Origin of the sequence: Pseudophaeobacter sp. C1-32P7 (assembly GCF_041008775.1) — a bacterium.
Taxonomy (GTDB): Bacteria; Pseudomonadota; Alphaproteobacteria; order Rhodobacterales; family Rhodobacteraceae; genus Phycobacter; species Phycobacter gallaeciensis_A.
Map to the genome: position 1 here is coordinate 263,337 of NZ_JAXGFR010000005.1, position 13,505 is coordinate 276,841.

At 63.0% G+C, this 13,505-nt stretch carries 12 protein-coding genes; 9 read left to right on the top strand and 3 right to left on the bottom strand.

What is annotated here, in order from left to right:
- The first annotated feature begins 13 nt into the window (after nucleotides 1-13).
- The 5 genes from purH (at nucleotide 14) to SM763_RS09830 (ending at nucleotide 5,627) form a co-directional block, all read left to right on the top strand.
- Nucleotides 14-1,603: a bifunctional phosphoribosylaminoimidazolecarboxamide formyltransferase/IMP cyclohydrolase gene (purH, locus tag SM763_RS09810; protein ID WP_065271807.1), complete on the top strand. Its 1,590-nt coding sequence runs from the start codon at nucleotides 14-16 to the stop codon at nucleotides 1,601-1,603.
- 21 nt (nucleotides 1,604-1,624) lie between these two features.
- A complete protein-coding gene (lspA, locus tag SM763_RS09815; protein WP_065271806.1) occupies nucleotides 1,625-2,107 on the top strand; it encodes a signal peptidase II in 483 nt (160 codons plus the stop codon).
- 54 nt (nucleotides 2,108-2,161) lie between these two features.
- Nucleotides 2,162-2,683: a DUF3035 domain-containing protein gene (locus SM763_RS09820; RefSeq protein ID WP_274835289.1), complete on the top strand. Its 522-nt coding sequence runs from the start codon at nucleotides 2,162-2,164 to the stop codon at nucleotides 2,681-2,683.
- Nucleotides 2,684-2,943: 260 nt separating this feature from the next.
- A complete protein-coding gene (locus tag SM763_RS09825) occupies nucleotides 2,944-4,299 on the top strand; it encodes a M16 family metallopeptidase (RefSeq protein ID WP_065271804.1) in 1,356 nt (451 codons plus the stop codon).
- Between the two features lie 11 nt (nucleotides 4,300-4,310).
- Nucleotides 4,311-5,627: a M16 family metallopeptidase gene (locus tag SM763_RS09830; RefSeq protein WP_274868005.1), complete on the top strand. Its 1,317-nt coding sequence runs from the start codon at nucleotides 4,311-4,313 to the stop codon at nucleotides 5,625-5,627.
- Nucleotides 5,628-5,704: 77 nt separating this feature from the next.
- Here SM763_RS09830 and SM763_RS09835 read toward each other — a convergent pair whose 3' ends face one another.
- From SM763_RS09835 to deoC, 3 genes are read right to left on the bottom strand one after another with little or no spacing between them, the layout of a single operon-like run.
- A complete protein-coding gene (locus SM763_RS09835; RefSeq protein WP_368998393.1) occupies nucleotides 5,705-8,041 on the bottom strand; it encodes an aldehyde dehydrogenase family protein in 2,337 nt (778 codons plus the stop codon).
- A 1-nt stretch (nucleotide 8,042) separates the two neighbouring features.
- Nucleotides 8,043-8,354 carry a DUF1272 domain-containing protein gene (locus SM763_RS09840; RefSeq protein WP_368998394.1) on the bottom strand — a complete coding sequence of 104 codons (312 nt, stop codon included), beginning with the start codon at nucleotides 8,352-8,354 and terminating at the stop codon, nucleotides 8,043-8,045.
- On the bottom strand, nucleotides 8,308-9,321 hold the full coding sequence (deoC, locus tag SM763_RS09845) for a deoxyribose-phosphate aldolase (protein ID WP_368998395.1): 1,014 nt from the start codon (nucleotides 9,319-9,321) through the stop codon (nucleotides 8,308-8,310). Before deoC ends, SM763_RS09840 begins: the two co-directional genes overlap by 47 nt.
- A 210-nt stretch (nucleotides 9,322-9,531) precedes the next feature.
- On the opposite strand from deoC, the gene SM763_RS09850 reads away from it, so the two are divergent.
- Genes SM763_RS09850 through SM763_RS09865 form a run of 4 tightly spaced genes read left to right on the top strand, consistent with a single transcriptional unit; the run spans nucleotide 9,532 to nucleotide 13,463 of the window.
- A complete protein-coding gene (locus tag SM763_RS09850) occupies nucleotides 9,532-10,509 on the top strand; it encodes a metal ABC transporter solute-binding protein, Zn/Mn family (RefSeq protein ID WP_490363279.1) in 978 nt (325 codons plus the stop codon).
- A 2-nt stretch (nucleotides 10,510-10,511) separates the two neighbouring features.
- A complete protein-coding gene (locus SM763_RS09855) occupies nucleotides 10,512-11,324 on the top strand; it encodes a metal ABC transporter ATP-binding protein (RefSeq protein ID WP_368998396.1) in 813 nt (270 codons plus the stop codon).
- 4 nt (nucleotides 11,325-11,328) lie between these two features.
- Entirely contained in the window at nucleotides 11,329-12,537 is a 1,209-nt protein-coding gene (locus SM763_RS09860) for a metal ABC transporter permease (protein WP_368998397.1), read from the top strand.
- Nucleotides 12,534-13,463: a metal ABC transporter permease gene (locus SM763_RS09865; RefSeq protein WP_274829836.1), complete on the top strand. Its 930-nt coding sequence runs from the start codon at nucleotides 12,534-12,536 to the stop codon at nucleotides 13,461-13,463. The genes SM763_RS09860 and SM763_RS09865 overlap by 4 nt, the downstream gene beginning before the upstream one ends.
- Nucleotides 13,464-13,505: the final 42 nt, after the last annotated feature.

Below are 13,505 nucleotides of genomic sequence, written 5' to 3' on the forward strand. Positions count from 1 at the left end.
GGACCGCCCTGCCATGACCGATCTTCACCCCGTACGCCGTGCGCTGCTTTCCGTATCCGACAAGTCCGGTCTGATTGACCTTGGCAAATCGCTGGCCGAGCGTGGCGTCGAGCTGCTGTCCACCGGCGGCACCGCCAAGGCGCTGCGCGATGCGGGGCTGGACGTCAAGGACGTCTCTGACGTCACCGGTTTCCCGGAAATGATGGACGGCCGCGTGAAGACCCTGCACCCGATGGTGCATGGCGGGCTGCTGGCGCTGCGCGACAATGACGCCCATGTGGCGGCGATGAACGAACACGGCATTGGCGCCATCGATCTTCTGGTGGTGAACCTCTACCCGTTCGAGGCGGCACTGGCCCGTGGTGCGGATTACGATGAGATGATCGAGAATATCGACATCGGTGGTCCGGCGATGATCCGCGCGGCCTCCAAGAACCACCTGTTCGTCAACGTGGTGACCGACGTCGAAGACTATGACGCGCTGCTGGCCGAGCTGGACGCGAACGACGGTCAGACCTCTTATGTTTTCCGCCAACGCCTGGCGCAGATCGCCTATGCCCGCACCGCGGCCTATGACGCGGCTGTCTCCAACTGGATGGCGGGCGCGCTGGAGCTGGAAGCACCGCGCCGCCGTGCCTTTGCCGGTGAGCTGAAGCAGACCCTGCGCTATGGCGAAAACAGCCACCAGAAAGCGGCCTTCTACACCGATGGCTCGAACCGTCCGGGTGTTGCCACCGCCGTGCAGCTGCAGGGCAAGGAACTGTCCTACAACAACATCAACGACACCGATGCGGCCTATGAGCTGGTGGCCGAGTTCGATCCGGCTGAAACCGCTGCCGTTGCCATTATCAAGCACGCCAACCCCTGCGGCGTGGCGCGTGGAGCTACCCTGGCCGAGGCTTACCAGAAGGCATTCGATTGCGACCGCACCTCTGCCTTTGGTGGCATCGTGGCGCTGAACCAGCCGCTGGACGCCGAAACCGCCGCCAAGATCACCGAGATCTTCACCGAGGTGGTAATCGCGCCGGGTGCCTCTGATGAGGCGAAAGAGATCTTTGCTGCCAAGAAGAACCTGCGCCTCTTGCTGACAGACGCGCTGCCCGATCCGCGCAAGGCGATCACCGCTTACAAGCAGGTCTCTGGCGGTGTTCTGGTGCAGGACAAGGACGTGGGATACATCGGCATGGACGATCTGAAGGTCGTCACCGAAAAGGCCCCCACGGATGAGCAGATGCAGGACCTGCTGTTCGCCTGGAAAGTGGCCAAACACGTGAAATCCAACGCCATCGTTTATGTCAAAGGCAGTGCCACCGTGGGTGTCGGCGCCGGTCAGATGAGCCGTCTGGACAGCGCCAATGTGGCCGCCGCCAAGGCGCAGCGCATGGCGGATGAACTGGGTCTGGACGCAAGCCTGGCCAAAGGTTCTGCCGTGGCCTCCGATGCCTTCTTCCCCTTCCCCGACGGTCTCCTGGAGGCTGCGGCTGCTGGCGCCACCTGCGTGATCCAGCCGGGCGGTTCGATGCGGGACGATGAGGTGATCAAGGCGGCCAATGAGGCTGGGCTTGCCATGGTCTTTACCGGCATGCGCCACTTCCGTCACTGATCAACGGGAACCAAGCGGAAAATGGCAGTGCGTATGATGTTCTGGGGCGCGTTCTGGGCCTTTCTTCTGGATCAGGCCAGCAAATATCTGGTGATTCACTGGATGGGCCTGTCCCAGCGCCAGAGCATCGACGTGCTGCCGCCGCTGTTGAATTTCCGCTATGGCGAGAACACCGGCATTAACTTTGGCCTGTTCGATGGCGGCGAGGATACGGCGCGCTGGGTGTTGATCGGCCTCTCGCTGCTGATCTGTGCCGTGCTGGCCATCTGGATTCGCCGCTCGCACCGACGTGCGCGCTGGATGGCGTTGGCGGCGGGGCTGGTGATCGGCGGCGCGCTGGGCAATGTCGCGGATCGGCTGCTCTATGGCTATGTGCTGGATTTCCTCAACATGTCCTGCTGCGGCATCAACAATCCCTTCGTGTTCAATATCGCCGATGTGTTCATCTTTGCCGGTGCCATCGGTCTGATCCTGTTCGACCGGAGCGCAAAAAAGCCCGCGTGACCTCGGGTGCAATATGCGTTAAAAGCGCAGGGAAACTGGCAGGAGTAACTGGGAATGCGGATCCCTTTCGGCATGATTGTTCTGGTAGGCGCGGTGGCCGTCGCGGGCTGCTCGCAAAAAGGTCTGCGTGATATTCGCAAGACCGGGACCGGGCCGGATGAATTCCTTGTGCTACCGAACAAGCCGCTGAACGAGCCGACTGATTACAGTAGTCTGCCGGAACCAACACCGGGCGCAGGCAATATCGCTGATCCGACGCCTCAAGCCGATGCGGTCGCGGCGTTGGGGGGCAAGCCCTCTGCGCTGGTTCCCGGCCAGGGTGTCTCCTCCTCGGATCTGGCACTGGTCAGTGCCTCCAGCCGTTATGGCGTGTCGCCAACGGTGCGTCAGGAACTGGCCGAGGAAGACGCCAAGTTCCTGAAGAAAAAGCGTATCACCGGGCGGATCCGCCTGTTCCCTGTCGACCGCTATGAGCAGATCTACGCCAAGCAGACGCTGGACCCGTTCGAGACAACCGAACAGTTCCGCCGCGCGGGTGTGGCAACCCCTTCTGCGCCGCCGCCAAGCGGAGAGTGAGCCGCGCCTCTGCTGCGCAGCTTGACTGGATGGCCGTCCGCCGGGCGGGTTAGCACGTTCACAATTTTGACAATTCGCTATCGTGACAGGGCGCCTTGTCTCCCTGCGACCTTGGCTTAGGTTGCGGTTCGTCAAGACATCCCCAATATGGGTAGGACTATGCCGGGTGCGCTGGTGGCTGTCTTTGCACAGCCCGACAGGCCCCGGATGTGACGGACAGAGGCAGCATGTCTTTGGAGAAATCTATTGGAGGACGCCGCATGATCCGACGGATCGCACTGGCCGCCATCGCTGTAACAGCCGTTCTTGCCGCGCCGCTGCGCGCTGCAGAACCGGCTGAGGACATGGTGACGGCCTTTACCCTTGAAAATGGCATGGACGTGGTGGTGATCGAGGATCACCGCGCGCCAGTGGTTCAGCATATGGTCTGGTACCGCGCCGGATCCGCGGATGAGCCGCCAGGTCAGTCCGGGGTCGCGCATTTTCTGGAGCACCTTCTGTTCAAGGGCACCGACAAGCTGGAGCCGGGAGAGCTCTCGGCGACGGTGGCAGCCAATGGCGGCCGGGATAATGCCTTCACCAGCTATGACTACACCGCCTATTTTCAGCGCATTGCAGCGGACCGGCTTGAACTGATGATGCAGATGGAAAGCGACCGTATGGTCAATCTGCGCCTTAGTGAGGAGGAGATCGTCACCGAGCGCGAGGTGATCCTCGAAGAGCGCAACCAGCGCACCGACAGCGATCCGCGGTCCCTGTTCCGCGAACAGCTGAGTGCGGCGCAGTATCTGAACCACCGCTATGGTCAGCCGGTGATCGGTTGGCGCCATGAAATGGAGACGCTGGACAGGGAGGACGCGCTGTCCTTTTACGGAACCTATTATGCGCCCAACAACGCCATTCTGGTGGTTTCGGGCGATGTGGAACCCGAAGAGGTCCGCCAGCTGGCCGAAAAATACTACGGTGTGATCCCGGCGAACCCCGACCTGCCGGAACGGTTCCGCAGCCAGGAACCACCGCAGACGGCAGAGCGGCGCATGGTCTATCGTGATCCACGCGTGGCACAGCCCTATGTGCAGCGCTCTTATCTGGCGCCGGAACGCAACAGCGGCGCGCAGGAAAAGGCGGCGGCACTTTATCTGCTGGCTGAACTGCTGGGGGGCGGCAATACCTCCTATCTGGCCAATGCGCTGCAATTCGATCAGCAGCTGGCGGTCTATACCGGTGCCTTCTATTCGGGGGTGTCGCTGGACAAGACCAGTTTTTCCTTCCTTGTCGTCCCGGCCGAGGGCGTCGGGATGCAGGAGGCTGAGGATGCGCTTGACGCAACCTTTGCGCGCTTCCTTGAAGAGGGTGTCGACCCCGATCAGCTGGAGCGGATCAAGCTGCAACTGCGCGCGGCGGAAATCTATGCGCGCGACAATGTGGATGGGATCGCCAATCGCTATGGTCAGGCGCTAACCTCCGGTTTGACGGTGGAGGACGTGCAGGAGTGGCCCCACATCCTGCAATCGGTCACCGCGGATGAAATCATCGCCGTCGCCCGTGAAGTGCTGCAGCCCGAGGCGTCGGTCACTGGCTGGATGGTGCGCGCAGATGAGGAGGTCACCCAATGACGGGATTTGCCATGATACGTGCCGGGCTGGTCGCCTGTTTTGCCCTTCTGATCTCTGTGCTGCCGGTCAGCGCCGAGATCCGCATCAAGGAAGTCACCTCGCCCGGGGGCATTACTGCCTGGCTGGTCGAGGATCATACGATTCCCTTCACCGCGCTTGAGCTGCGGTTTCGCGGTGGCACTTCGCTGGATGCCCCGGGCAAGCGTGGCGCCATCAACCTGATGACGGGCCTTCTGGAAGAAGGCTCCGGCGAGATGCCGGCGCAGGACTATGCCCGCGCAGTTGAAAGCCTTGCGGCCAGTTTCTCTTATGACGCGGATAAGGAGGCGGTGTCGGTCTCTGCCCGCTTCCTGACCGAGAACCGCGACGAGGCCATCGACTTGCTACACCAGACTCTGGTGGCGCCACGGTTTGATCAGGACGCTCTGGACCGGGTGCGAGCGCAGGTTCTGTCCGGCCTGCGGTCGGACGCTGAGAACCCCAATGACATCGCCGGGCGTGCCTTTTCCAAGATGGCCTTTGGCGATCACCCCTATGGTTCGGACGGCTCGGGCACCATCGATACCGTATCCACCCTGACGCGGCAGGACATGTTCGATGCACATGATGCGGTCTTTGCCCGCGACAGGCTGTTTGTCAGCGCCGTGGGGGATATCGACGAGGCCGCGCTGGGCGCCTTGCTCGACACGCTTCTAGGCGATCTGCCAGAGACTGGCGCACCGCAGCCGGGTCCGGCAGCGGTCACGATCGAGGGCGGAACCACCGTGATCGATTATGACACGCCGCAATCCGTTGCGCTGTTCGGGCATGTGGGGATCGACCGGGAAGATCCGCGGTTCTTTGCGGCCTATATCATGAACCAGATCCTGGGCGGCGGTTCCTTCGAAAGCCGACTGATGACCGAAGTGCGCGAAAAGCGCGGCCTGACCTACGGGGTTTATTCCTATCTCCTGCCGCGTGATCTGGGCTCTGTGTACATGGGCTCGCTCGCCTCGGCCAATTCCAAGATGGCCGAAGCGGTTGCGGTGATCCGCGAAGAATGGAGCCGTCTGGCAAGGGAAGGCGTTACCGAGAAGGAATTGCAGGATGCCAAGACCTATCTGACCGGGGCCTATCCGTTGCGTTTTGATGGCAACGGGCGCATTGCCTCGATCCTGGTGGGGATGCAGCTGGACGGCATGCCGATCGACTACGTGCGCACCCGCAATGACAAGATCAACGCGGTCACTCTGGAAGAGATCAACCGCGTCGCCTCGGAAGTGCTGCAACCGGACAATCTGCATTTCGTGGTTGTGGGGCGGCCGGATGGATTGAAAACCGGCGGCTGAGCCTTGCACTTTCCCTGAAATGACAACGGGCCGGAGAGAGATCTCCGGCCCGTTTTGTTTCGGCATGCTATCCGGCGTTATTCGCCGTAGGGCACCCAGATGTTCTTGATCTCTGTCGCCGCCTCCAGGAACCGGCGGCTGTGGTCCGTGTCCCAATCCAGCGCGGTGCCATTGTTGACCCATGTGCGTTTGAGATTGCTGGCGGACGCCTTTTCGATCTCTGCCGACAGATCGGTCGAGGAAAAGCTCCAGACCGCATCGACGTTCATATGCGATGCCAGGGGGCCTGCCAGATCGCTGTGGGTACCGGTCAGGATATTGACCACGCCAGCGGGCACATCCGAGGTGTCCAGCACCTGATAGAAATCAGTTGCGGCCAGCGGGAAGGGATCGGAGGCGGCCAGCACCACCCGGTTGCCCATGGCAATGGCGGGCGCCATCACCGAGACCAACCCCAGAAGCGGCGCCTCGTCCGCGCAGAGGGCACCGATCACGCCAACCGGTTCCTTCATCGCCAGTGCCACGCCGCGGATCGGTACGCCATGCACCTGACCGTCGTATTTGTCGGCCCAGGCGGCTGCGGTGAACAGGCGCTGGATCGAGGCCTCGACCTCTTTGGCGCCGCTGCGCCGCCCGGTCATGTGGTCGATGCGATGGGCGAATTCCTCGGCCCGGGCCGACAGGTTCTCGCCGATGTAATAAAGGATCTGCGCGCGCAGGTGGCCGGTGGTCTTGGCCCAGCCCTTGGCCCCGGTGGCGGCCTCGACCGCGTTGCGCACATCCTTGCGGCTGCCAAGGCCGACATAGCCGAGAATGGCGCCCGATTTGTCATGCACCGCGCGGGAATAACCGCTGTCGGGGCGGGCCTGCTTGCCGCCGATATACATCTTGGCGGTGCGGTCAATGGGATCGGCGCGGCTGCCCTGACCGGTGAAGCCTTTGACCTGCGCCAGCGCCTTGGATTTACCGCGGGGTTTGGTATAGGCCGACAGCCCTTCCCAGCCCCCTTCGCGGCCAAAGCCGCTTTCGCGTACGCCGCCAAACCCGGCGGCGGCATCGAACATATTGGTGCCATTCACCCAGACCACGCCGCAGGCCAGTTTCGGCGCGATATCAAAGGCGAGGTTGACGTTCTCGCTCCAGACACTTGCGGCAAGGCCATAGCGGGTGTTGTTGGCCAGCTCGACCGCCTCGGCCGGGGTGCGGAAGGTGCAGGAGACCAGCACAGGGCCAAAGATTTCTTCCTGCATCAGCCGGTCTGCGGGGGTCAGCCCCTCGATCAGAGTTGGGCGGAAGAAACAGCCTTCCTCGGGCATGTCCACCTGCGCCTGATAGGTTGCGCCTGCGTCATTTGAGGCGACCAGATCGGTGATCGTCTTCAGCTGCACCGGGTCAACCACGGCGCCCACGTCGATGCATTTGTCCAGCGGATCGCCAAGGCGCAGCTTGTCCATGCGGGCGCGCAGTTTGGCGTGGAAGCGTTCCGAGATGCTTTCCTGCACCAACAGGCGCGAACCGGCGCAGCAAACCTGCCCCTGGTTGAACCAGATCGCATCCACCAGCCCTTCGACAGCGCTGTCGATGTCGGCATCGTCAAAGACGATGTAGGGCGACTTACCACCCAGTTCGAGTGTCAGCGCCTTGCCGCTGCCTGCAGTGGCTTCGCGGATGCGGCGGCCCACGGCGGTGGAGCCGGTAAAGGCGATCTTGTCCACATCCGAGGCCACGATCATCTCGCCCACGGCGCCGTCGCCCGTGACGATGTTCACAACGCCCTTCGGCAGGTCCGCCTGACGGCAGATGTCTGCAAACAGCAGCGCGGTGAGAGAAGTATACTCCGCCGGTTTCAATACCACCGTGTTGCCCATGGCGATGGCAGGCGCCACTTTCCACGCGAGCATCAACAGCGGGAAGTTCCACGGGATGATCTGACCGCAGACCCCAAGGGCGACGCGGTCCGGCAGTTCGCTCTCCATCAGCTGGGCCATGCCCGCGTGATAGTAGAAATGCCGCTGCGCCAGCGGGATATCGATGTCCCGGCTTTCGCGGATCGGTTTGCCGTTGTCCATGGTTTCAAGCACGGCAAACAGGCGGCTGTGTTTTTGGAGCAGGCGCGCGATGGAATAAAGGTATCTGGCGCGGCCCGGCCCGCCCAGTTTCTCCCACTTGGGCTGGGCGCTGCGGGCGGCGGCGACGGCGGTGTCCACGTCGGTCTGCGTCGCCTGGGTCAGGGTCGCAAGCACCTCTCCGGTGGCGGGGTTCTGGCTGTTGAAGCCATCACCGGGCGCGGTGAAGGCGCCATTGATGAAATGGCCGAACCGGTCGCCCTGATCGACCAGCCAGGCGAGTGCCTCGGCGGCGCTTTCGGGAGCGGGTCCATAACTCATGGTGTCAAAGATCTCTTTAATGGACATTTCAACGTGCCTCAGACGGGCAGCCATTCGTCTTGAGGACGCGCTGTGATGACGGGGGATGGCGAAGAAGTGCTCCCGCTGGCCTTATTGGGCGTGCAACCAGATTTCCACCGCAATTCGGGCAGATCCCGCCAAGGATCTCATCGGTGCAATCGGCGCAGAAGGTACATTCGAAGGTGCAGATCCGTGCGTCCGGGCTTGCTGGCGGAAGATCGCGATCACAGCATTCACAGTTTGGGCGAAGTTCAAGCATACTGCTGCTCCTCTCAGGCCATCGCGTGGCGGTAGCCCGCGGAATAGGCGCCGGTGACATGGTGTTCGAGCTGGCGTTCGATATCGCCCAGCAGGGAAGAGGCGCCAAAGCGGAACAGGTCGGGCTGCAGCCAGCGGTCACCCAACTCCTCCTTGATCAGCGACAGGTAGACCAGCGCATCCTTGGCCTTGGAAATGCCGCCGGCGGGTTTATAGCCGACGCGATAGCCGGTGCGTTCGTGATAGTCGCGGATGGCGCGGATCATCACAAGGCTGACGGGCAGGGTGGCATTGACGCTTTCCTTGCCGGTAGAGGTCTTGATGAAATCGGCCCCCGCCATCATGCAGATCATCGAGGCGCGCGCCACGTTGCGTAAGGATCCCAGCTCTCCGGTGGCAAGGATCGCCTTCACATGGGCATCGCCACAAGCGGCACGGAAGGCTTTCATCTCATCATAGAGCGCCTGCCAGTTGCCACTCAGAACGTGGCGGCGCGAGATCACGATATCGATCTCATGGGCGCCTGCCTTGACGCTTTCCTCGATCTCGGCAACGCGTAGGTGGAAGGGAGAGAGGCCCGCCGGAAACCCGGTGGAGACCGCTGCGACCGGAATGCTGGTGCCCTTGAGCGCGGCAACCGCCGGGGTGATCATGTCGTGGTAGACGCAAACGGCGCCGGTGGTGATATCCGGGGTGCCAAGCGCCTGTAGAATGTCCGCGCGCACTGGCTGGCGCGCCTTGGCGCACAGGCGGCGCACCCGCCCCGCGGTATCATCGCCGGAAAGCGTGGTCAGGTCGATGCAGGTGATCGCCTTCAGCAGCCAGGCGGCCTGATACTCTTTCTTGACGCTGCGCCGTCCCGGCAGCGTCGCACAGCGCCGCTCAATCGCCGAAGTATTGGCCTGCAGGCCAAGCGCCCAGTCCAGATCCAGCTCCATGCCGGGATTGCGCGGCTCACCGACCTGCGGCAGCTGCGCGTCGCCCGCGGCATTGGCCCGAGTGCTTTGCGCGGAGATGTGGCTTTCCATTGCGGGGATCCTCACCAAAGTTCTGCGCGAAAGTCGCACGGGTGCGGCATCTTGGCAAGCAAACCGCCTGCTTTCCGTGCAGTAAATTGACCATTTGGAAAAACCGGCTCCCTTTGTTGAGAATAATTCGCATTTACATTGACAGTTTTGAGAATCGTTCTCATATTGCCTTCAACACCGGCCTGAAAACCGGCATGAAGGAGAACGAGGATGAGAGTTTCGCTCAATGGCCTGATGCGGCTTGCGCTATTGCTGGTACTGCCGCTGACACTGGCCTTTGCGGCGGGTCGCGCCGTGGCCGAGGCACCGCTGAAGATCGTAGCCACCACGGGCATGATCGCGGATGCCGCGCGTCAGGTCGGCGGTGATGCGGTTGAGGTGCGCGCCCTGATGGGGCCGGGGGTCGATCCCCACGCCTACCGGCAGACCCGGTCGGATATCGTCGCGATGACCCGGGCGGATCTGGTGCTGTATCACGGTCTCTACCTTGAGGCGCAGATGGAAAGCTTCCTGCACGATCTGTCCCGCAAGCGGAATGTGGTCGCGGTGGCCGAAGGTCTGCCAAAGGATCTCTTGCGCGCCCATGACGATTACGAGAACAAGTTCGACCCGCATGTCTGGATGACGCCGAACCTGTGGAAACGGGTGGTGATGGATATCGCCGCGGTGCTGAGCGAAGCCCGCCCGGCCGAGGCGCAAACCTTTGCGGCCAATGCTCAGGCACATCTGGCGGATCTGGGCCGGTTGATCGCCTACGCGAGCAAAACGCTGGAAACCGTGCCGGAAAACAACCGGGTGCTGGTCACTGCGCATGATGCCTTTGGCTATTTTGGCCGCGATTTCGGCTTCGAGGTGCTGGGCATTCAAGGCATCTCGACCCAATCCGAAGCGGGTCTGAATCGGATCGGTGAACTGGTCGATCTGCTGGTTGATCGTCAGATCTCGGCGGTCTTTGTCGAAAGTTCGGTCTCGGACCGTTCCATGCGCGCCCTGATCGAAGGTGCGGCGGCGCAGGGCCACGAGGTACAGATCGGTGGTGAGCTGTTCTCGGACGCGATGGGCGCCGATGGCAGCTATGAGGGCACCTATCTAGGCATGCTGGACCACAACGTGACCACCATCGCCGGGGCGCTGGGCGCAGATGTGCCAGAGCGCGGCATGGATGGCAAACTGTCGGCGGGGCTTTGATCATGACACAGACAGTTGAACTGGTGCGCGATACCGAGGCAGACATCGTATCGACATCCCCGGAAAACAGCCCGCTGGCCATTCGCGGCCTCACCGTTACCTACGGAGAGAAACCCGCTGTCTTCAGTGTCGACATGACGGTCGAGCCGGGCAAGATGACGGCCATCATCGGACCCAACGGGGCGGGAAAATCGACCCTTTTGAAATCCGCACTTGGGATCGTGCCGCCGGTGTCCGGCCGGGTGCAGGTCTTTGGCCGCCCATTGGAGGCAATGCGCGCCCGCATCGCCTATGTGCCGCAGCGCGCCAGCATCGACTGGGACTTCCCGACCCGTGTCATCGACGTAGTAATGATGGGGCTCTATCGAGAACTGGGGCTGCTGAGCCGGATCCGGGGTCATCACCGGACCGTGGCGCGCGATTGTCTGGATCGGGTCGGCATGGGCGATTTCGCCGACCGCCAGATCGGCCAGCTTTCGGGTGGCCAGCAGCAGCGGGTGTTCCTGGCCCGCGCACTGGCGCAGGATGCGGACCTGTACCTGCTGGACGAACCCTTTGCCGGGGTCGATGCGGCGACAGAAAAGGCCATCATCACCGTCCTGAAATCCCTGCGCGCGGCAGGTAAGACGGTTGTGGTCGTGCACCACGATCTGGCCACCGTCGCGGAATATTTCGACAATGTTTTCCTGATCAACACCCGCAAGGTCGCCGAAGGTCCGGTCGCCGAGGCTTTCACGGCAGAGACCCTGCAAGCCGCCTATGGCGGGCGCCTCGCGACGGCGCAGATCGATCAGCTGGCGGCGGCAAAGGTCTGATCCCATGTTGATGGACGCGCTTTTCTTGCAACTGGGCTACAACGCCACGCTGGTCTCCCTTGGGGCGGCCCTTTTGGGCGCCGCCGCTGGGATTACCGGCACCTTCCTGTTCCTGCGCAAACGGGCGCTGGTCTGCGATGCGGTCAGCCATGCAACCCTGCCTGGTGTTGCCATTGCCTTTTTGGTGATGGTGTTCCTGGGCGGTGACGGCCGCAACCTGGCCGGGCTGCTGCTCGGGTCTGCCCTGTCGGCGGCGCTGGGCCTCTGGTGCATGAACTGGCTGACCCGCAACACCCGTCTGGCCGAGGATGCAGCCATCGGCGCAGTCCTGTCTGTATTCTTCGGGTTGGGGATCGTGCTGTTGACGGTGATCCAGACGCTGGGCGTGGGACGGCAGGCGGGGCTTGAGGGCTTCCTTCTGGGATCGACCGCCGGCATGCTGTTCAGCGATGCTATGATCATCGCCGCAGGCAGTGCAGCGGCCCTCTTGGTGATCCTCCTGACGCGGCGACCGATGATGATGGTGGCCTTTGACCCCGAATATGCCGCTGCGCGCGGCCTGCCGGTGCACCGCATCGACCTTTTGATGATGGGGCTCGTCATGGCTGTAACCGTGGTGGGGCTAAAGATCGTCGGCCTGATCCTGATCGTCGCCCTGCTGATCATCCCCGCCGTCACCGCCCGTTTCTGGACTGAGCGTTCGGATCGTGTCGTGGTCTACGCGGGGCTGGCGGGCGGTGCCTCTGCCTATGTCGGCGCGGCGATTTCCGCCTCGGCGCCCAACCTGCCGACCGGGCCGATCATCGTGCTGGTCAGTTTTGTGCTCTTCGCCCTGTCGCTACTCTTCGCACCTGGGCGTGGGGTTCTGGCGGCGGTGCTGCGCCACCAGCGGTTCCAGCGCCGGGTGCATCTGCGGCAGGGATTGCTGGCGCTGGCACAGGGGCAACCGATCTACGAACCGCTGACCCTGCGCCTGTTGCGCCGTGCCGGGCTGGTGCGCGCTGACGGAGTGGCCACCGACAAGGGGCGCGCCCGCGCCGCCAAGGCCTTGCGCGACGAAAAACGCTGGGAACTGGTGCGCAGCGATCTGGCGCATGAGGCCGCCGCCGCGCTCTATGACGGGCTTCGCGAGATTGAAACCGTGCTGACCCGCGATCAGATCAGCGAAATCGACCGCCGCATCGGCGGCCCGCAGGAGGTTCCCGCAGGATGATGGGCTCTGAATTCGTTCCCCTTTCGCTGACGCCGCTGCTGATCGGTACATTTGCCGCCGTGGCCTGCGCGCTGCCGGGCAATTTCCTGCTGCTGCGCCGACAGGCCCTGATCGGGGATGCCATCAGCCATGTGGTGTTGCCGGGCATCGTGGTGGCCTTCCTGCTGACCGGAGCGATTGCGGCCGGGCCGATGCTGCTGGGCGCGGCGGGTGCAGCCGTCACCGCTGTCATCCTGATCGAGGCGGTGCGCCGTCTGGGCCGGATTGAGCCGGGCGCGGCCATGGGGGTGATCTTCACCACTATGTTTGCCGCCGGTGTGCTGCTGCTGGAACAGACCGATACCTCCACCGTGCATCTGGACGTGGAACATGCGCTTTATGGCAACCTCGAAAGTCTGATCTGGCTGGATGCTACCGGCTGGTCCTCTCTCTGGGATGCCGAGGCGCTGCGCTATCTGCCACCGGAGCTGCCGCGCATGGGGCTGACACTGCTGGGCGTGGTGGCCTTCATCGCGCTGTTCTGGCGGGCGCTGAAAATCTCAACCTTCGACGAAGGCTTCGCCCGCACGCTGGGAATCCGCACCAATCTGCTGGGACTGGCGCTGGTGGTCACCGCTGCGGTGGCGGCGGTCGCCGCCTTTGATGCGGTGGGCTCGATCATCGTCATCGCCATGTTCATCTGCCCGCCCGCGGCCGCGCGGATGATGACCAATCGGCTGGAGGCGCAGGTCGGCTGGAGCGTCGTCTTTGCGGTGCTGTCGGCGGTGCTTGGCTATGTTCTGGCGGGCTATGGGCCGCTGTGGCTGGGCGGTACGGATGCGGTCAGCGCGGCGGGCATGATCGCTGCCGTCTCGGGCATGATCCTGGCGGTGACGGCCCGGTTCGGCCCTTGTCGCCGCCGCGCGGGGGCGCCTGCCGGAGGGTAATCCGCCGCTGCCTCGCGCGCTTTGCGGGTGGCAGAATCGAAG

Excerpts from the sequence above, each read along its gene's own strand:
- SM763_RS09830 (WP_274868005.1), top strand. The coding sequence starts at position 4,311 with ATGATACGTGCCGGGCTGGTCGCCTGTTTTGCCCTTCTGATCTCTGTG.
- SM763_RS09840 (WP_368998394.1), bottom strand. The coding sequence starts at position 8,354 with ATGTCACCGGCGCCTATTCCGCGGGCTACCGCCACGCGATGGCCTGAG.
- lspA (WP_065271806.1), top strand. The coding sequence starts at position 1,625 with ATGGCAGTGCGTATGATGTTCTGGGGCGCGTTCTGGGCCTTTCTTCTG.
- SM763_RS09860 (WP_368998397.1), top strand. The coding sequence starts at position 11,329 with ATGTTGATGGACGCGCTTTTCTTGCAACTGGGCTACAACGCCACGCTG.
- SM763_RS09850 (WP_490363279.1), top strand. The coding sequence starts at position 9,532 with ATGAGAGTTTCGCTCAATGGCCTGATGCGGCTTGCGCTATTGCTGGTA.
- SM763_RS09865 (WP_274829836.1), top strand. The coding sequence starts at position 12,534 with ATGATGGGCTCTGAATTCGTTCCCCTTTCGCTGACGCCGCTGCTGATC.
- SM763_RS09820 (WP_274835289.1), top strand. The coding sequence starts at position 2,162 with ATGCGGATCCCTTTCGGCATGATTGTTCTGGTAGGCGCGGTGGCCGTC.
- SM763_RS09855 (WP_368998396.1), top strand. The coding sequence starts at position 10,512 with ATGACACAGACAGTTGAACTGGTGCGCGATACCGAGGCAGACATCGTA.
- purH (WP_065271807.1), top strand. The coding sequence starts at position 14 with ATGACCGATCTTCACCCCGTACGCCGTGCGCTGCTTTCCGTATCCGAC.
- SM763_RS09825 (WP_065271804.1), top strand. The coding sequence starts at position 2,944 with ATGATCCGACGGATCGCACTGGCCGCCATCGCTGTAACAGCCGTTCTT.
- deoC (WP_368998395.1), bottom strand. The coding sequence starts at position 9,321 with ATGGAAAGCCACATCTCCGCGCAAAGCACTCGGGCCAATGCCGCGGGC.
- SM763_RS09835 (WP_368998393.1), bottom strand. The coding sequence starts at position 8,041 with ATGTCCATTAAAGAGATCTTTGACACCATGAGTTATGGACCCGCTCCC.